The sequence below is a fragment of the Vibrio sp. A2-1 genome (genome assembly GCF_021728355.1).
Lineage (GTDB): Bacteria > Pseudomonadota > Gammaproteobacteria > Enterobacterales > Vibrionaceae > Vibrio > Vibrio splendidus_K.
On sequence record NZ_JAKKCO010000005.1, the window covers coordinates 144,559 to 163,537 of the forward strand.

The following is an 18,979-nucleotide window of genomic DNA, read 5'->3' on the forward strand; positions in this document are numbered from 1 at the left end:
TTGCTTTTTCGATTCTTAACCTAGAGCGCTAAACCATCAGGTTCAACTTCTTCAGCTTACGAATTAGATACCGTATTGAGCGCGGTACGCTTTTACAGATTCAAGATGTGCTGCGTCGGTGCCTTTCTCTTCAAGGAAGGTCACCAAATCAGTCAGGCTAACGATTGAGATAATCGCACAACCGAAGTCACGCTCTACTTCTTGAATCGCAGACAATTCGCCTTTGCCTTTCTCTTGACGGTCAATCGCAACAAGCACGCCCGCTAAGTCAGCGCCGTTTGCTTGGATGATTTCCATCGACTCACGAATCGCTGTACCTGCAGTGATCACGTCATCCACTAGCATGATACGACCTTCAAGTTCGCTACCCACTAGGTTGCCACCTTCACCGTGGTTCTTCGCTTCTTTACGGTTGAAACAGTAAAGCGTGTCCACATCGTGGTGATCAGCAAGTGCAACCGCTGTTGTCGTTGCAATTGGGATACCTTTGTACGCAGGGCCAAATAGTACGTCGAACTCAATACCTGAATCTGCCAATGCTGCTGCGTAGAAGCGACCTAAGCGTGCTAGGTCACGACCTGTATTAAACAATCCAGCATTGAAGAAGTAAGGGCTCTTACGGCCAGACTTTAAAGTAAACTCACCAAACTTAAGTACTTCTTTCTCTAGTGCAAATTCAATAAATTCACGTTGATATGCTTTCATGTTTTTCCTCTACGTTTATTCAATAAAACTTAATTAACTTAAACTCTTCTTAGTATCTTCTAAGTAGTCGTGCTTTCCGCTAGGCAACAAGCTTGCGAACCTCGTGAGCTTACGAGTAGTAAGTGATTCGGGTGAGCAAGCGCAGTTAACAACGCGGAGGGCGCGAATACGACGAAGATAAAAAAATAGCCCCCGATGTGGGAGCTATCTAAAAACTAGTCGGCCAACGCAGCTTTCTGCGCTTCGACGATATCGGTAATACCCTTATTCGCCAGGGCTAAAAGCTGCATCAGCTCTTCGTGGCTGAACGGTTCGCCTTCTGCGGTGCCTTGAATCTCAATCATCTTACCGTCTTCCGTCATTACAACGTTCATGTCGGTATCAGCTGCTGAGTCTTCAACGTACTCAAGGTCACACAGTGCTTGTGCACCAACGATGCCCACTGAAACTGCCGCTACGTGGCCTTTCATTGGGTTCTTTTTCAGTTTGCCGCTTGCTAGTAGGCTGTTGATAGCATCAGCCATTGCAACGCTTGCACCTGAGATAGAAGCAGTACGAGTACCGCCGTCTGCTTGGATAACATCACAATCGACAGTGATCATGATTTCACCCATTACTTTCAGGTCAACAACAGCACGTAGGCTACGCGCGATCAGACGTTGGATTTCCATCGTACGACCACCTTGCTTACCGCTCGCCGCTTCACGACGGTTACGAGTGTGTGTTGCTCGTGGAAGCATACCGTATTCAGCGGTTACCCAACCCTTTCCTTGGCCTTTTAACCAACGCGGCACGTTTTCTTCTACCGTCGCATTACATAGAACTTTAGTGTTGCCGAACTCAACTAATACAGAACCTTCAGCATAAGCTGTGTAGTTACGAGTAATTTTAATTGGACGAATTTGATCTACAGCGCGGTCATTTGGACGCATTGGTATCTACCTTATTAACAGTCTGAAGTGATTTACTATCGAAAGAGTGCATCACCTAAGAAAGGGGTGAGACAGTTTTGATTGGGGCAAGATTATATAGCAGTTTATCTTTCAAATCTATTTACCATTCAAAGCGACTTGCGACTTAAGGAGACTTACGACTCAAAGGTACTTACCGTGAAAGGCTATTTATCGCGGAAAAGAGACAAGCTTCGGGTGCACCCCGTATCGTGATACTATGCGTGCGCGTTATTTTCAGAATGATAAAAGACAGGAAAATTCGATGATTTATAGTATGACCGCGTATGCACGCAAAGAAGTAAAAGGCGATTGGGGTACAGCAGTATGGGAAATCCGTAGTGTAAACCAACGCTACCTTGAAACTTACTTCCGTATGCCTGAACAGTTCCGTGGTTTAGAGCCGATCTTGCGTGAGCGTTTCCGTAAGCGTCTAGCTCGCGGCAAGGTTGAATGTAACCTACGTTTTGAAGCAAACCCAGCAGCGAAAGGCGAGCTAAGCATTAACGAAGGTTTGGCTCAGCAAGTAATCAACGCCGCTAACCAAGTAATGACCATGACAGGTGAAGACAGCCGTCTGAACCCATTCCAAGTTATGAACTGGCCTGGCGTGATGGAAACGCCAGAGCAAGACATGGATGCCATCAACAAAGATCTACTGGAAGCATTCAACGATGCCATCGCAGAGTTCATTGATGCTCGTGCTCGTGAAGGCGAGAACATGAAGGCGCTAATCGTACAGCGCTTAGATGCGATCACTGAAGAAGTGGTTAAAGTTCGCACACGCATGCCTGAGATCCTAGAATGGCAACGTGAGCGCCTTCTTACCAAATTTGAAGATGCTAAAATTGAACTTGAAGGTTCTCGTGTTGAGCAAGAACTTATCCTACTTGCGCAGAAGTCAGACGTAGCAGAAGAGCTAGACCGTTTAGACTCTCACGTGAAAGAAGCAAATGTCGTATTGAAGAAGGGTGGTGCTTGTGGCCGTAAGCTTGACTTCATGATGCAAGAGTTCAACCGTGAGTCAAACACGCTAGCGTCTAAGTCTATCAGCACAGACATCACAGCATCAGGCGTAGAGCTTAAGGTTCTTATCGAACAGATGCGTGAGCAGATCCAGAATATTGAATAACAGTTTGTCAGTAACACGCTGTGAATAAGCCATTAGCTGAATCAGTGTTGATTAGATCAAGATAAGCTCCTAGTTTTAGGGGCTTTTTTTATGGATACAATAATGCCAATCAGGATGAGTAAGTGAGCAGGTTGTTACGCAGGAGATTTGTTTGGAGCAAGAGATAGATACAGCTATAGATAGAACAGAGAAGCGGATGTAGCAAAGGATTTTAGAATATTTTGAGGGGGGTATTACAGGTGGAACTAGAGGGGAAAGATTTAAGGGAGAAAGTGACGCAAGTTGCTAATGCAACCTGCGCCGACTTAAAATCTTATAGAGCTACAACGTTTGCAGCTTGAAGACCTTTTTGGCCTTGCTCTACTTCGAAAGACACTTGTTGGCCTTCTTTAAGAGTCTTGAAACCTTCAGATGCGATAGCACGGAAGTGAACGAATACGTCAGCGCCGCCGTTGTCTTGAGTTAGGAAACCGAAACCTTTCTCTTCGTTAAACCATTTTACTACGCCGTTTGTTTTGTTAGACATGATGTGTCCCTTATATAAAAATAAAAAATTAATCGCCAAAAGTGCGATGCGCTGAAAGCTTGAATTATTTAATGTATCTATGAAGCCAAGGGAAACACTGAGAATAACAATGAAGCAATACTAAGGGTTTTACTTTACAACTGATGTTTCATTTAATAACTCTGAAAACAGAGCGAGGCCATTCTTGGTGATCTGGGTCGGGTTGTAAAGCTTTATTTGAAAATAATTGATGTTTTTTTGTTCGGTTGGCTTAAATTACAGCCCTACTACGCCATTAAGCTCATTTATAACGCTTTGATCTTAAGAAATTTACTCATAGTACGACTCTCTAAGCACTCCCCCTCAGGTAAGTCCGTATTTCTAGGATGCATAGAAAAGCTCAACCCCATCCCAGGTTTGAACCAGTAATTAAGACGACCTTATTTTCTGGTTGTTGAGCTTTATTTGTCATCATTATGTCTTTTTGATGATTAGCACTGATGATCGGGTAAGTCTTGGGTTTTATAGAGATCGGCAATGTCGTGATTCTTATCTCTATGTTTAGCTTCATCTTCCCTTATGCAGAAGAGCACATCCAAAAACGTAGCATTCTCGGGTAAGCGATAATATTTAATCGCAATTTCAGGCGCGGGATGATTGGGCAACGTGCCATCTTGAATTTTCGAGATATATTCGGAGTAACTATTACAAGCTTCCTCTTCAAAATACCCAACAATCCTATGTGCCGTTTTAGATGAGACTAAGTAAATCAATCCATAGATGAGTAGAAAGATGAACTGTAATAGCATCACTAAAATGCGCTCTATAATGGACGGGTTGGTAACGGTAAGGAAAATCATCAAATGCATCCGTTCATTATCCGCTTCGTCCAGTAGCTCTTTGATCCAACCACCATCGTCTTTCATGCGGCGCAGAGCTTTGAGGTGATTGAACACTCCCGCCACCATGCCCGGCACCGCCGCTATGGTTTCCAACAACATGGCTCGTTTGGCTAAGTGTTTTCCATAAAACAAGTTAAGTGTCTTTTTGAGAAGTCGAGTAACAAGAAGTGCAACCTTTTCGGAGAAGATTTCAGGTTTATAATGAGTGCTTTCAAAATGCATAGCGTGTTCCTTATATGAGTCTAATACTTACTAATCAACATTCATGCCAAGACACAAAGCCTTGTACATCAAGGTAAAAACAACAATTAGAGTCTTATTGACAGCACAATTTCAGCAACAAAAGAGACATCTTTATGTCTTTTAGACACACCAAGAGCAATAAAAAACCCAGCAACATGGCTGGGCTCTTATTAGCTTATAACCTGATTGATTTACTCATCCGGCTGCTTGGTTCTTAGATCGACATATGGCCAATAATGATGCCCAACACGAATCAAGAGTGTTGCTGCGGCCAAGATAAATGCCGCTAAAGATAACCAAACGATCAATACCGCATCGAGTTCTTTCATGCCTAAAGTGATATAACGAGCAATTGCCATCATCGCGATGTAGATGGGGTATCGCACTGGGATCTTACCGTTCATCACAAACTGCTGAACCATCGCCAACACTTCTAAATAGATAAACATCAGCAGAATGTCGGTCAATTGCACTCGGCGTTCAGCGAAGACATGCATGAACTCTTCGACCATCGCAAACAAGGTCGCCAGTGTGATCGCCACCAGCAATACCGCTTCCATAATGTGGAATACTTTTAAAAACGGCTTACTAAAAGATTTAGGCAAGTTAGAAGGCATAGTCACTCTTCAAAAAATAATTAATCCAGTCTCTACAATAGCATGCATCAATATAAGTCGCGTACTGTCAAAGCATCGACTTGGGGATAACGCCATCAATTCATCGGTAACCACCAGGAAGAAGCAAAGGTAAGAAACAACAGATACAAAAATGGCCCCACATTCACTGCAGAGCCATCTATTTGTCTTTTACTTAGCGGCTTTTTAGTGGCTAATTAGCCTTAAAGCAGAATCAGGTAAGTTAAGAACACCACACACAGGCCGTAGATAAGTGGATGCACTTCTTTATACAAACCAAAACCAATAAAAATAAACTCAATTAAATTAAGTACCTAGGTTTGAAAGTGTCATAATAGTACACGCTGATATCGGAGTGACTATGATTCAAAATCGTCATTTGGAATAGCAGATATGATTCCTCTCTTCTGCATGCCCTTTACTGAACAAAAACAACTGGTCACCTTTCACTTTATACATCAGTTCAATTTTAGCTCTTACCAGAGCGTCCATATCACGAACAAAGATCTCATTGCCAGTTGGCTTTAGATTCCAGTCGATATGTTGATAGGCAACCGATAGGAGACCATTCTCAGCAATGTAGTTTGCTTCATAATAGACTTCGTAGGGCTTGGTTTCTCCGACAAGTGTCTGAACATAACCTTTCTGAAAAATCAGCAAACTGTCATTTGAGGTAAACTCTAAAATAGAGCGATCAGCGATCTCTTGATAGTGACGATACCCTTGCGAAACAAACCCCTCATCAAGCTGAACACATGCCCAACGACTACCCGCTAACTGTTGTTGCTCAAACTTCCACTGATACAACGCCACACCGATGACACAGGTAGCAAGCGCAATATTGAAAACGACGACCGATTTTATCCGCATATTGATCGAGCCCTCCTAATTGCTTTCACCACCGTCTCTGATAAATCATCAATACTCACCGAATGATTCACGTAGCTTGCGTTCTTACTGCCGTGTTTCGCAAAAGCAAAAGTTTTAATCATATAAACGTCGTCGTCATAAGCAGACTCTGCGATTCGCAGATACATATCCGCATGACAGGTTGGAAACGATTGAGTCGCTAACTCATATGCGAGCAGTCGACCGTCACTTATTAAATAAGCACTGTCATAAAGATAAAAATCGGTCACGCCAATCTGAAAATGTTGATACTCACTAGGCTGGAGAAACTGTGGCTTTCGGATAAAAGGCTTAGTAAAAAAAACGAACACCAAACAGGCTAGCAGCAATACCGTCACAAACCCATGCCAAGAATACATGTTCATTTTCAAGGTAGGGGCAAGCTTAAGACTCACCTCTTCTAAGACGATTTCTTGCTCTTGGCCAACCCGAATTGCTCGGTTTCCTATTTTCTTAATCGGCTCTTTGCCACGGTGAATGTTCAGAACGTAGCCAATTTTGCTGACTGTTTTCAAGGTGACATCACGCGCGCCCAACTGCTCGAAGTTTTTCCTTAAACCTGAAATGACATTAGTGATCGCTTGGTCAGTGACTAATGCGCCCCCCCAACACGTTTCAAATAGTTGTTCACGAGTAACGTGAACACCCTGGTTTTCAAGTAACAAGCTCAACACTGCATATGGAAGCGGGCGTAATTGAATACATTCCCCATCGACATTCGATAAAGTTAGAGTCGTTGGATCGAGAATCAAATTGGAAAAACAGACTCTATGCATACACTCACTATTACCGAAATTAGGGCTCACGTAACCAAAAAAACACACGCGTGAAGAACTGGATCCTACCATTACCAAGTCAACTGCGTAAGCATTGAGTACAATCCATCTACCTAAAGCAAAAGTTCCTACAGAAAAAATACAACATCAACTATATCAATGAATTATGCAATAAAGATAAAAACATATAAAAGGAAAATCATCAATAAACCGACAACTCATGAAGTTTATATGAATTCCATCTTTAGTTTTATATTGCCATTGAACACATAATGCACACCACTTTTTATCCCCGATGAGATGAATCTAATGAAAAAAGCAGTGATCCTTCTGGCAGCATTTTCTGCCTTTGCCAGTGCCCAAGAGCAAGCAGTTGAGAAAGACGTATCTGGCTTTTACCTAGGTGGTGGTTTTGGTACCACAACTTACGATGACGATGCCGCGTTTTCTACACTAGAAACAAAATACTCAACGCTTAAGTTGATTGGTGGCTATCAATTTAACCGCATTGTTGGCGTTGAAACACAATTCACCAAATACAGTAATATAACAGCATCAGGCTTGTCAGGTTATGCTATCGAGACAGCAGGCATATCTATTGCTGCAAACCTTGGCTACACCTTTGATAGCGGTTGGCGTCCATTTGGTACCATAGGTCTAACGCAGCTTTCATTTGATGTTGATGACTATGGTAGCAAAGATGAAACAGCATTGCGTCTGGGCGCAGGTGTAGAATACACACCAGCAAGCCTTGAGAACCTAAACTTCCGTGTGGCTTACGAAGTTGATACCTTCAGCGTTGATACTGGCCACTGGTTATACAATGATGTGACCGTCCAACTTGGTAGCTTCTACGCTGGCGCAACGTACAAATTCTAATAACGAACACTTCGTTGGCTAGTAAACGTAAAGAGGCGACCACCGTCGCCCTTTTTAGATGAACATCAGCAGAATGGCGGTAAGTTGAACTCAACGTTCAGCAAGAACGAGCATAAATTTAAGATACAACAGATACAAAAATGGCCCCACATTCACTGCAGAGCCATCTGTTTGTCTTTTACTTAGCGACTTTTTAGTGGCTAATTGGTAGTGGCGAATTAACCTTATAGAAGAATCAGGTAAGTTAAGAACACCACACACAGGCCGTAGATAAGTGGGTGTACTTCTTTGCGCTTACCTGCCACAACCATAGTAAATGCGTAGCTGATGAAGCCCATCGCCATGCCGTTTGCTGGTGAGAAGCTTAGCACTGTAAACATGATGGTGAAGAAAGCCGCAATGCGTGACTCTTTCTTTTCCCAGTTAATCTGACCAAGACGGCCAACCATGTAGATACCCACCACGACCATCGCCGGTGCAACCATAGCCGCTGAGAAGATAGAGAAGATTGGGTATAGAAATAGAGACACTAGGAATAAGCCAGCCACCATGACTGCTGCCAAGCCCGTTTTCGCCCCTTGAGAAGAAGCAATACCCGATTCAGAGAACGCGGTGATCGATGTGGTACCTAAAATAGAACCAATCACTGTTCCGCCTGCATCAGCAACTAAAGCCGATTTCGCATTTGGTACCTTGCCATCTTTGTCGATGATACCCGCATCACGACCAACACCAACAATCGTGCTTAAGCCATCGAAGAAATCGACAATCAGGAAGATAAGGACGATGAACAATAGGTCGAACATTTTCTCAGGGGTGAAAGCTGAGAAATCAAAGATCGCACCGAAGCTACCCGCCATACTTGGCGGCATAGAAACGAATTGATCTGGGATTGGTGCGTTTGATGTACCTAAGAACACATCAGCCAAAATCGTCAATGCAATCGCTGAAACAAACGAGATAAACGTTGCCAGCTTAATGTCACGAACCATACAGCCCAGAGCGATGAAGATACTCACATAAGCGATAACCACTTGTGGGTCTGAGATGTCACCTAAGCCAACCAGTACAAACGGGTTAGACACGATGATGCCAGCATTCTTAAGGCCTAAGAAAGCAATGAACAAGCCGAGAGATACGGTAATCGCTAGCTTCAAATCTTCAGGAATCGATTCAATCATCGACTTACGGATATTGGTCAACGAGAAAGCGAGATAAAGGATACCCGATAGGAAGATGCCGAATAACGCTTCATTCCAAAGTACAGCGACTGAACCACTTAACAGTAAGCCTTTGAAGAAGCCGTTCATGCTCATACCTGGCGCCAGCATCACTGGGTAGTTACCCCAAATGCCCATGATAAGCGTTGCGATAGCAGCAGAAAGAGCGGTAGCCGTAAATACAGCCCCTTTGTCCATCCCCGGGATACCACCCAAAATTGCTGGGTTAACCGCCAAGATATAACTCATCGCTAGGAAGGTAATAAAACCTGCGTATAGCTCAGTGCTGATCGTGGTCTTTCTCTCTGAGAGTTTGAACATGGTGTCAAGCGAGCCAGACGTTTTCTGGGCTTTCAGGGTGGAGTCGGTATTCACAACAAAACCTATGTAATAAATTAAGAAATTTGAGATTCAAATGCTGTGAGAATAGAGGGATCTCTACACTAAAAACTGTAGTCACCAAGGTAGGCTCGGTAGTAGAAACATCTAGTCCATATCACTAGATATATACAGCATTTAATCGTTTGCGCGGATTGTAAGGATTGAGATTAAAACTTCAACAAATTTTGTCCAGATCACATAAAAAAGTGAAGATGACGAGTCATTACATCTAAACGAAGATCAGACTGAGGGTCTTTTGAGAATAAATAACGATCAAGCCAGTTGTTCTCAATCATCTAAATATGCTACTCTTCGCCTCCATTTTTCTGACCTAATTTTCACCAGTTGTCTCGATTAGTTTCACTCGTTACCTCTTTATCGATGTAACCACCGAAACAATTAGTAGATGCACCACCGGAACAAAAATTAGGGTCAGTGCTATCTTTTATAGTGTCGGTTTATCGCCTTCACTCAATCCAACCAACAGTGGAAATATACAGATGGGCATAGGTACTCTTTACATCGTATCTGCACCTAGTGGCGCAGGTAAATCGAGCTTGATCTCAGCAATGCTGGAAACCAATCCAACCTACGCAATGAAGGTATCTGTTTCACACACCACTCGCGGTATGCGCCCTGGTGAAGAAAATGGTGTTCACTACCACTTTGTAGAGAAACATCACTTTGAAGATCTCATCAAGAAGAGTGAGTTCCTAGAGTATGCTGAAGTATTCGGCAACTACTACGGCACGTCACGTGTTTGGATTGAAGAAAACCTAAACCGCGGTATCGATGTATTCCTAGATATCGACTGGCAAGGTGCTCGTCAGATCCGTGAACAAATGCCTCAAGCGAAGAGTGTCTTCATTCTTCCACCATCAAATGGTGAGCTAGAGCGTCGTTTGAATGTTCGCGGTCAAGATAGCGACGAAGTTATTGCGAAACGCATGAGCGAAGCAAAATCTGAGATTTCTCACTATGCAGAATACGATTATGTGATCGTGAATGATGACTTTGATGCAGCCTTAATGGACTTCAGAGCAATCATTCGTGCGGAACGCTTAAAAGAAGATAAGCAAGCAGCTAAATACAGCGGCATGCTTACAGCACTACTAGCGGAATAATCTAGAACTGGATTTTCCATTGAGATAAGTATACGGTGAACTAGAAAGTCTCTAGTTAAACTTGTATACTTTCTCGTCATATAAAATTTATTAGTTAATTACTATTTGGAGTCCTCATGGCACGCGTAACTGTTCAAGACGCTGTTGAAAAAGTTGGCAACCGTTTCGACCTAGTTCTTATTTCGGCTCGCCGCGCACGTCAAATGCAAACTGGCGGCAAAGATTCACTAGTGCCTGAAGAAAACGATAAGCCGACGGTTATCGCTCTTCGCGAAATCGAAGAAGGTCTTATCACTAAAGACGTACTAGATGCTCGTGAGCGTCAAGAGCAACAAGAGCAAGAAGCGGCTGAACTTGCAGCAGTAAGCAGCATCGCTCACACTCGCTGATAGAATCAACGTCATTCGAACTAATTAACCTTCCGGGCCTTTAATTTGTATCTATTCGATAGCCTCAAAGACGTTGCCCAAGAATACCTAACAGAGCCTCAAATTGAGGCTCTGCGTCAATCTTATGTGGTAGCGAGAAATGCCCATGAAGGGCAAACCCGTTCAACGGGTGAACCATACATAATCCATCCTGTTGCTGTTTCAAGAATCCTGGCAGAAATGCGTCTGGATATCGAAACCCTGCAAGCCGCCCTACTCCACGATGTAATTGAAGATACTGAAGTTACAAAAGAGGAGCTAGAAGCTCAATTCGGCAATACCGTTGCTGAACTGGTTGATGGTGTATCTAAGCTGGATAAGCTTAAATTTCGTGATCGCAAAGAAGCGCAAGCAGAGAACTTCCGTAAGATGGTTCTCGCCATGGTGCAAGACATCCGCGTTATCTTGATCAAATTAGCTGACCGTACTCACAACATGCGTACGCTTGGGGCACTTCGTCCTGACAAAAAGCGTCGTATTGCTCGTGAAACTTTAGAGATCTATTCTCCGCTAGCTCACCGTCTTGGTATTCATAACATCAAGACCGAACTAGAAGAGTTGGGCTTCGAAGCCCTCTACCCTAACCGTTATCGCGTACTCAGAAATGTAGTGAAAGCTGCGCGTGGTAACCGTAAGGAAATGATCCAACGTATCCATAGCGAAATTGAAGGCCGTCTTGAAGAAGTCGGTTTGTCTGCTCGCGTCGTAGGTCGTGAAAAGAACTTGTTCTCCATCTATAACAAGATGAAAACCAAAGAGCAGCGCTTTCACACCATTATGGACATCTACGCTTTCCGCGTAGTGGTTGATACCCCAGACACTTGTTATCGCGCACTTGGCCAGGCTCACAGCTTGTACAAGCCACGTCCGGGCCGCATGAAAGATTACATTGCGGTACCAAAAGCCAACGGCTACCAATCTCTTCATACGTCAATGATCGGCCCTCACGGGGTACCTGTAGAGGTTCAGATCCGTACCGAAGATATGGAGCAAATGGCCGACAAAGGTGTCGCGGCGCACTGGTCTTACAAAGGCAGTGGCTCACGCAGTAGTAATGGGACAACCGCACAGGTTAAAGCACAGCGTTGGATGCAGAGCTTGCTTGAGCTTCAACAAAGCGCAGGTAACTCATTCGAATTTATTGAAAACGTTAAGTCTGATCTGTTCCCAGATGAGATCTTCGTGTTCACGCCGAAAGGTCGTATCGTCGAACTTCCTGCAGGTGCAACAGCGGTCGATTTTGCTTATGCGGTACATACCGATGTGGGCAATATGTGTGTAGGGGCTCGCGTCGACATGAACCCTTACCCACTCAGCAAATCGCTGAAGAACGGTCAAACCATTGAGATCATCAGTGCTCCGGGCGCACGTCCGAATGCTGCATGGCTCAACTACGTGGTGACCTCTCGTGCTCGTACTAAGATCCGTCAGGTTCTGAAGACAATGCGCCGTGAAGAGTCGATTACCCTAGGCCGTCGTCTACTGAATCACGCACTTGGTGAACACTCTATTGCCGATATTGGCCAAGAGAACCTTGAGCATGTATTGTCTGACTTACGTCTAGAAAGCGTTGAAGACTTGCTAGCATCGATTGGTCTTGGCGAGCTGATGAGTATCGTCATTGCTCGTCGCCTACTGGGTGATGCTGACGAACTGACTGAAGTGAAAAACAACAGCGATGCGCCTAGGAAGAAACTAGCTATCCGCGGAGCTGAAGGTCTACTACTGACTTTTGCAAATTGTTGTCACCCGATCCCAGGCGATCACATCATTGCTCATGTATCTCCAGGTCGTGGCCTTGTGGTTCACCGTGAAACGTGTCCAAACGTTCGTGGCTACCAAAAAGAACCAGACAAATACATGGCAGTGGAATGGTCTGACGATTACGATCAAGAGTTCACAGCTGAACTTCAGATCGACATCCAAAACCACCAAGGTGCACTGGCAGAGTTAACGAACGTTATCTCAAAAACGGGCTCGAACATTCACGGTATTTCAACCGAAGAACGTGATGGACGCCTGTACACAGTGACTATCTTGCTGACAACCAAAGATCGTGTTCATCTTGCAAGTATTATGAAAAAGCTACGTGTGATGCCACACGCGCTGAAAGTAAAACGTCGTAAGAACTAGATCTAACAGCAGATAAATAAAGCAGATGAGAGATACGAGTCTCGAGATGCGAAGAGCAAAAGCTTTTCACCACCTCAACTCTTCGTATTTCGAGTCTGCTTTAATTTTTTGTACCGCCCTGTTCTTTTCTTAGCTCGCTTACCCAAGTCTCGAATCTGCTCTTATCTCTTCGTATCTCGTTTACTCGCATCCCGTATCTACTCTTATCTCTTCGAATCTCGTTTACCCACATCCCGTATCTGCTCTTATCTCTTCGAATCTCGTTTACCCGTATCCCGCATCTACTCTTATTCCCTTCGCATCTCGTTTACCCGTATCCCGCATCTGCTCTAATCTTTTCGCATCTCGTTTACCCGTATCCCGCATCTACTCTTATTCCCTTCGAATCTCGTTCACTCTCATCCCTCATCTGCTTCTAAGCTTTACCCTGTACAAAAATCCAGTAAAATGCTTGAATAGATTATCTCTCTTACGTTTATGAGCCTTGTTATGTCACAGCTTTTATCTGCTATCCCTCTCAACTCTTTATCTGGAGTCGGCGCTAAAGTCGCAGAGAAACTAGAGAAGGTTGGGCTTAACAATGTACAAGACCTGCTATTTCACCTGCCTTTGCGCTATGAAGATCGAACGCGTATCTATCCCATCGTAAAACTGCATGCTGGTTTATGGGCAGCAGTGCAAGGCAAGGTAATGCACGTCGATACCATTTTCGGCAAACGTAAGATGCTCGCAGTAAAGATCAGTGATGGTAATGGCACTATTACCCTACGCTTTTTCAACTTCACCGCCGGCATGAAGAATAACTTTGCCGAAGGCAAACAAGTGCATGCTTATGGTGAGATCAAGCGCGGTAATATGGGGCTTGAGATTGTCCATCCCGACTACAAATTCTTTGCGCCGAGGCAACAGCCAGACGTTGAAGCCAACCTAACTCCGGTGTACCCAACCACCGAAGGGCTAAGACAAGTCACGCTGCGTAACCTCACTGACCAAGCCTTAGAGCTGATAGATAAAGCGGCGGTTAACGAGCTTCTCCCATCAGGTTTATACGACCACCAAATTACCCTCGCGCAAGCACTGCATACCATTCACAGGCCACCTCCAGGCATTGACCTAGAGTTGTTTGATGAAGGTAAACACCCTGCGCAGCTGCGCCTGATTATGGAAGAGCTACTGGCTCAAAATCTGTCGATGCTGTCTGTTCGTAGTAAAGGGCAACAAGACAAAGCGATGCCTTTCCCTCAGGTAAACACCCTCAAAGATAAGTTGTTAGCTCAACTACCGTTTTCTCCAACCAACGCTCAAGCACGAGTAACCAAAGAGATCGAAGCTGACTTGGAAAAGCCGCACCCTATGATGCGCTTAGTACAGGGTGATGTAGGTTCAGGTAAAACCTTAGTCGCCGCACTGGCGGCGGTTCGCGCACTCGAACACGGTCAACAAGTGGCATTGATGGCACCCACTGAACTACTGGCAGAGCAGCACGCAATTAACTTTGCCAACTGGTTTGAGGCGATGGGCATTCAAGTCGGTTGGCTAGCAGGTAAACTCAAAGGTAAGGCTCGTGAAACTGAACTAACACGTATTGCCAGCGGCGAAGCGCAAATGGTGGTCGGTACTCATGCGCTATTCCAAGAGCATGTCGAGTTCAACAACCTTGGTTTAGTGATCATTGATGAGCAGCACCGATTTGGCGTCCACCAGCGACTAGAGCTGCGTGAAAAAGGCGCAAAGCAAGGTTATTACCCTCACCAACTGGTGATGACGGCAACACCAATTCCACGAACGCTAGCCATGACGGCCTATGCCGACCTCGAAACTTCTATTATTGATGAACTGCCACCGGGGCGAACCCCAATTCAAACCGTCGCGATTCCCGATACCAAGCGCGATGACATTGTTGAACGTGTGAAAAATGCGTGTCTCAATGAAGGCAAACAAGCCTACTGGGTGTGTACGCTGATTGATGAATCGGAAGTGCTGGAAGCTCAAGCTGCAGCGGATACGGCAGAAGAGCTGCAACGCAAACTGCCTGACGTAAAAATTGGTTTAGTCCATGGCCGTATGAAACCCGCCGAGAAACAAGCGGTGATGCGAGAGTTCAAAGAGAACAAGCTGCATCTATTGGTTGCGACAACCGTCATCGAAGTAGGTGTGGATGTACCGAATTCGAGCTTAATGATCATCGAGAACCCAGAACGCCTTGGCCTAGCACAACTGCACCAACTACGAGGCCGTGTTGGCCGTGGTTCAGTCGCAAGCCATTGTGTACTGTTGTATCACTCTCCGCTGTCTAAAACCGCTCAGAAGCGCTTAGGTGTGCTGCGTGAAAGTAACGATGGCTTTGTGATTGCACAGCGCGACTTAGAAATCCGTGGCCCCGGTGAATTGCTCGGTACCAAACAAACTGGCTTGGCCGACTTTAAGATCGCTGATCTAATTCGTGACCAACGTTTAATCCCAGAGGTTCAGCGTATCGCAAGACATATTCACGATAGCTACCCAGACAATGCTAAGGCGATCATCAACCGTTGGCTAGGCGAACGCGATGTTTACTCCAAGGCTTAGCTAACACTGCATAAAAAGACAAAAAGGCTTCCTCAAGGAAGCCTTTTTACTGTGCGTTACTCTCATCAAGCAAGAGCGAGGATCTCTATACAGGTCCCCAACTCCCAATAGTATTTAAGGCTTAACAGGGAAGCTGATCTGCGCTTTTAAGCCGCCCTCACTGCGGTTATTAACCACAACAGCACCTTGGTGCTGGCTGACAATACGTTTCACAATCGCCAAGCCTAAGCCGGTACCTTCACTGCCACGAGCGGTGTCACCACGCGTGAACGGTTCAAACAACTTACCGACTTGGTCTTGCGGGATCCCCGGGCCATTATCTTCAACGGTTACCCAAGCCAGTTTATTATCGGCCGTCATGCCAGTCGATACCTTGACCCAACCATTGCCATAGCGCAGCGCATTCACCACCAAGTTACTCACGGCACGCTTCATCGCGATCGGGTTCCCTAGTGCAGGCTTCATCGAATCTGGTATATCGGTTTCAATTTGTACCTCGTAGCCACCTTCAGAGCTAGAAACTTCTCGGGCAATATCATCGACAAATACCTCTTGGAATGAATCTCGATCAACGGGCTTTAGGTAATCCATAAACTGGCTGATGATCTCATTACACTCTTCGGTATCACTGATGATCCCTTCCGCTAAATAGCTATCTTCTGGCGACATCATCTCGGTCGCTAAGCGAATACGCGTTAACGGAGTACGTAAATCATGACTGATACCTGCCATCAACAAAGCGCGGTCTTCTTCGAGTTCTTGGATACCTTTCGACATCTGATTAAAGGCTCGGGTTACCGAGCGGATTTCTTGCGCACCTTGCACTGGCAATGGTGGTGGAATATCGCCACGCCCCACACCTTGGGCGGCTTTCTCTAGCGCTATCAAAGGCCGGTTTTGCAAGCGAATGAACAGCCAGCCACCCGCGACAATCAACAGCGCCATGATCAGGCTGTTACGGAACAGAGGCGCAAAGTCTTCTTCTTGCAGCTCAGACAGAGGGATACGAATCAAGGAGTTAGGCAGCTGCGCGATGTCCATCCACAACACGTAGCTCTCTTTGCCCAAGATCAGCCGCACTTCGGTTTCAGAACCCAACTCTTTGGTCATCTCCTCACTCATCAGGTCGATTGCTACTGCATGGTAATACTCACCCGCGGCTTCGCTGTCCTTGGCGTGAACCGTCACTCCTAGCTGCTCAAGCACACGCTGACGCAATGGCGCATCAATCTCGATATCCATGTCAGTGCCTTGGTCCAAGACGAGATTTAACTCATGAGCCAAGATCTTATTAAACTGCTGCAAACTCGGCATCAATGCATAGTTAAACACCGCGTAATAAGAAAAGATTTGGCTAGCGACCAACAGGGTTAAGAAGAGCACTATCGACTGAGTAAAGGAGCTACGTATGCGCATAGAAGACCTAAATTGAGGGGATGATAAAGGGATATAATGGGAACTATAGCTGTAAACCATTGTGCTGAATACAAAACGGGCCATCGCATATTAATGAGATGACCCGTAAATATAGAATTCTGATTCACAGAACCGATGAAGCTGATATAGAGCTTACAAAACCGGTTTAGACTGCTTTGCCATCTGGAACGAATACATAACCCAAGCCCCACACCGTTTGGATGTAACGAGGCTTACTTGGATCTTCTTCCACTAGACGACGCAGACGTGAAATCTGAACATCGATAGAACGTTCCATTGCTGAATATTCACGGCCACGCGCCATGTTCATTAGCTTATCGCGAGACATTGGCTCACGAGCGTTAGTGACCAGTGACTTGAGCACGGCAAATTCACCCGAAGTCAGAGGCATTGGCTCTTCACCGCGGAACATTTCACGCGTACCTAGGTTTAGGCGGAATTCACCAAACTCAACCACAGATTCTTCTGTGCTTGGTGCGCCCGGCGCTTCAATCACTTGGCGACGCATTACCGCTTTGATACGAGCTAATAGCTCACGCGGGTTAAATGGTTTTGGCAGGTAATCATCCGCACCCACTTCCAAGCCCACAATGCGATCCACTTCATCACCCTTTGCCGTCAGCATAAGGATAGGTAGCGAGTTGTTTGCGTTTCTTAGACGACGACAGATCGATAGACCATCTTCGCCAGGCAACATTAAATCCAATACCATCAAGTGAAAATTTTCACGGGTTAACAGGCGGTCCATCTGCTCACTGTTTGCCACGCTACGCACTTGAAAGCCTTGCTCTGACAGATAGCGTTCTAGCAATGCACGTAGACGAGCATCGTCATCGACCACTAAAATTTTGTAGTTTTCTTGCATGTAATGGTTCCACCTATTAAAGCTTAAACCTAAGGTTAAGCATTCTTGGTAAATTGTATATTGGTATAAGACATTAAAAATGTAACATTATTGGAGAAAAAGTCGCCTAAATAATTGTTAACGTATGTTGCCTTTCTATATATTCTATCTTAGATCATCATTTCATTAAGTCAGATTCATGAAAACCAAACTTATCACCCGAGAAGGTTATAACAAGCTCAAAGCAGAACATGACCACTTATGGCACGAGAAACGTCCTGAAATTACTAAGATAGTCACTTGGGCTGCAAGCCTTGGAGATCGTTCAGAAAACGCAGATTACACCTTTAATAAGCGTTTGCTTCGTCAGATTGATCGCCGAGTCCGTTTCTTAAGAAAATTCCTACCTGATGTGACTATCGTTGATTACTCACCGCAACAAGAAGGTAAGGTCTTTTTCGGTGCTTGGGTCGAAATTGAAAATGATGATGGGGAAATTAAGAAGTTTCGCATTGTCGGCCCTGAAGAGATCTACGGTGGTGCGAAAGGTTATATCTCTATCGACTCGCCAATGGCTAGAGCTCTGCTGAAGAAGGAAGTGGATGATGAGTTTACGGTAACCACACCGGAAGGCGATAAAGAGTGGTTCATTAACTCGATTCGCTACGCAGACGACGCGTAAAGTTTATTGCTCATGCCTTGGCTTATGGCTTATGGCTTATGGCTTATGGCTTATGGCTTAGCATGATTAACCGGCCATAAAATATCGAGCAGACAAACCCAAACTCCAGATAAAAGAAAACCCCGCTAGGCTTGCGCCTGGCGGGGTTAAGTCTCTATCGCAGCAATCCGGCTACTGTTTATCTCTTCGAGATAAGGTGCTCCCTGCATCTGTCCTTGATAGTGGCTAAATCCTTTAACCAATTTCCTTTTTGTTCATCGCCATCCTAGCGGTGTCCATTCTAGCCTGTCATCCTGACTGGCGAATCTCATCCAGAGATTATTACTTCCTTGCTGACCACTCATCCTAAGTAATCAAATCTTCATCCTGAAGATACCTAGTCCATTAGGCTTTTTCCTGTTCCTGCCAACTCCCTGTCGACAAGTTAAATATTACGGTATTTGAGCGAGTTTCCTAGATAGTCCCAAAAAACATTTCGAGTGAGAAATACGCCCTAAAACACCATATTATTAAAAATCAACAACTT

At 45.0% G+C, this 18,979-nt stretch carries 17 protein-coding genes and 1 riboswitch; of the genes, 7 read left to right on the plus strand and 10 right to left on the minus strand.

Annotation, left to right across the window (positions count from 1 at the left end; all coding sequences use genetic code 11):
- Positions 1-63 precede the first annotated feature (63 nt).
- Both pyrE and rph read right to left on the minus strand, forming a co-directional pair.
- On the minus strand, positions 64-705 hold the full coding sequence (gene pyrE / locus L3V33_RS17195) for an orotate phosphoribosyltransferase (protein ID WP_237290901.1): 642 nt from the start codon (positions 703-705) through the stop codon (positions 64-66).
- 215 nt (positions 706-920) lie between these two features.
- Complete coding sequence (gene rph / locus L3V33_RS17200) at positions 921-1,637, minus strand: ribonuclease PH (RefSeq protein WP_004735726.1); 717 nt, start codon at positions 1,635-1,637, stop codon at positions 921-923.
- 283 nt (positions 1,638-1,920) lie between these two features.
- Between rph and L3V33_RS17205 the strand changes: the two genes are divergently transcribed.
- Positions 1,921-2,787 (plus strand): YicC/YloC family endoribonuclease, encoded by an 867-nt coding sequence (locus L3V33_RS17205; RefSeq protein WP_114634198.1) that lies wholly within the window; start codon positions 1,921-1,923, stop codon positions 2,785-2,787.
- Between the two features lie 313 nt (positions 2,788-3,100).
- Here the strand turns inward: L3V33_RS17205 and L3V33_RS17210 are convergent, their stop codons facing one another.
- From L3V33_RS17210 to L3V33_RS17230, 5 genes are all read right to left on the minus strand, one after another.
- Positions 3,101-3,313, minus strand: coding sequence for a cold-shock protein (locus L3V33_RS17210; RefSeq protein WP_004735656.1), 213 nt, complete (start codon positions 3,311-3,313; stop codon positions 3,101-3,103).
- 470 nt (positions 3,314-3,783) lie between these two features.
- The gene (locus tag L3V33_RS17215; RefSeq protein ID WP_114634193.1) at positions 3,784-4,416 is read right to left on the minus strand and encodes an alternative oxidase; all 633 of its coding nucleotides are present in this window, start codon (positions 4,414-4,416) and stop codon (positions 3,784-3,786) included.
- Positions 4,417-4,628: 212 nt separating this feature from the next.
- The gene (locus L3V33_RS17220; RefSeq protein WP_017079068.1) at positions 4,629-5,054 is read right to left on the minus strand and encodes a phosphate-starvation-inducible PsiE family protein; all 426 of its coding nucleotides are present in this window, start codon (positions 5,052-5,054) and stop codon (positions 4,629-4,631) included.
- 393 nt (positions 5,055-5,447) lie between these two features.
- The gene (locus tag L3V33_RS17225) at positions 5,448-5,942 is read right to left on the minus strand and encodes a hypothetical protein (RefSeq protein WP_054547976.1); all 495 of its coding nucleotides are present in this window, start codon (positions 5,940-5,942) and stop codon (positions 5,448-5,450) included.
- Positions 5,933-6,757 carry a winged helix-turn-helix domain-containing protein gene (locus L3V33_RS17230; protein ID WP_171328762.1) on the minus strand — a complete coding sequence of 275 codons (825 nt, stop codon included), beginning with the start codon at positions 6,755-6,757 and terminating at the stop codon, positions 5,933-5,935. The genes L3V33_RS17225 and L3V33_RS17230 overlap by 10 nt, the downstream gene beginning before the upstream one ends.
- Before the next feature lie 309 nt (positions 6,758-7,066).
- Between L3V33_RS17230 and L3V33_RS17235 the strand changes: the two genes are divergently transcribed.
- Positions 7,067-7,636 carry a porin family protein gene (locus tag L3V33_RS17235; RefSeq protein ID WP_171328759.1) on the plus strand — a complete coding sequence of 190 codons (570 nt, stop codon included), beginning with the start codon at positions 7,067-7,069 and terminating at the stop codon, positions 7,634-7,636.
- Between the two features lie 224 nt (positions 7,637-7,860).
- Here L3V33_RS17235 and L3V33_RS17240 read toward each other — a convergent pair whose 3' ends face one another.
- Entirely contained in the window at positions 7,861-9,231 is a 1,371-nt protein-coding gene (locus L3V33_RS17240) for an NCS2 family permease (protein WP_065207346.1), read from the minus strand.
- Positions 9,232-9,289: 58 nt separating this feature from the next.
- Positions 9,290-9,389: riboswitch (purine riboswitch) on the minus strand.
- A 348-nt stretch (positions 9,390-9,737) separates the two neighbouring features.
- Between L3V33_RS17240 and gmk the strand changes: the two genes are divergently transcribed.
- The 4 genes from gmk (at position 9,738) to recG (ending at position 15,490) form a co-directional block, all read left to right on the plus strand.
- Entirely contained in the window at positions 9,738-10,361 is a 624-nt protein-coding gene (gmk, locus tag L3V33_RS17245; RefSeq protein WP_017109197.1) for a guanylate kinase, read from the plus strand.
- Positions 10,362-10,477: 116 nt separating this feature from the next.
- Complete coding sequence (gene rpoZ / locus L3V33_RS17250) at positions 10,478-10,750, plus strand: DNA-directed RNA polymerase subunit omega (RefSeq protein ID WP_004735648.1); 273 nt, start codon at positions 10,478-10,480, stop codon at positions 10,748-10,750.
- A gap of 45 nt (positions 10,751-10,795) precedes the next feature.
- A complete protein-coding gene (gene spoT / locus L3V33_RS17255; RefSeq protein ID WP_004735646.1) occupies positions 10,796-12,922 on the plus strand; it encodes a bifunctional GTP diphosphokinase/guanosine-3',5'-bis pyrophosphate 3'-pyrophosphohydrolase in 2,127 nt (708 codons plus the stop codon).
- Between the two features lie 489 nt (positions 12,923-13,411).
- Complete coding sequence (recG, locus tag L3V33_RS17260) at positions 13,412-15,490, plus strand: ATP-dependent DNA helicase RecG (RefSeq protein ID WP_237290902.1); 2,079 nt, start codon at positions 13,412-13,414, stop codon at positions 15,488-15,490.
- Positions 15,491-15,604: 114 nt separating this feature from the next.
- Here the strand turns inward: recG and envZ are convergent, their stop codons facing one another.
- Positions 15,605-16,906: a two-component system sensor histidine kinase EnvZ gene (gene envZ / locus L3V33_RS17265; protein ID WP_054547981.1), complete on the minus strand. Its 1,302-nt coding sequence runs from the start codon at positions 16,904-16,906 to the stop codon at positions 15,605-15,607.
- A 166-nt stretch (positions 16,907-17,072) separates the two neighbouring features.
- Positions 17,073-17,792: a two-component system response regulator OmpR gene (gene ompR, locus L3V33_RS17270; RefSeq protein WP_009848007.1), complete on the minus strand. Its 720-nt coding sequence runs from the start codon at positions 17,790-17,792 to the stop codon at positions 17,073-17,075.
- Positions 17,793-17,970: 178 nt separating this feature from the next.
- On the opposite strand from ompR, the gene greB reads away from it, so the two are divergent.
- On the plus strand, positions 17,971-18,453 hold the full coding sequence (greB, locus tag L3V33_RS17275) for a transcription elongation factor GreB (RefSeq protein WP_017075897.1): 483 nt from the start codon (positions 17,971-17,973) through the stop codon (positions 18,451-18,453).
- Positions 18,454-18,979 lie beyond the last annotated feature (526 nt).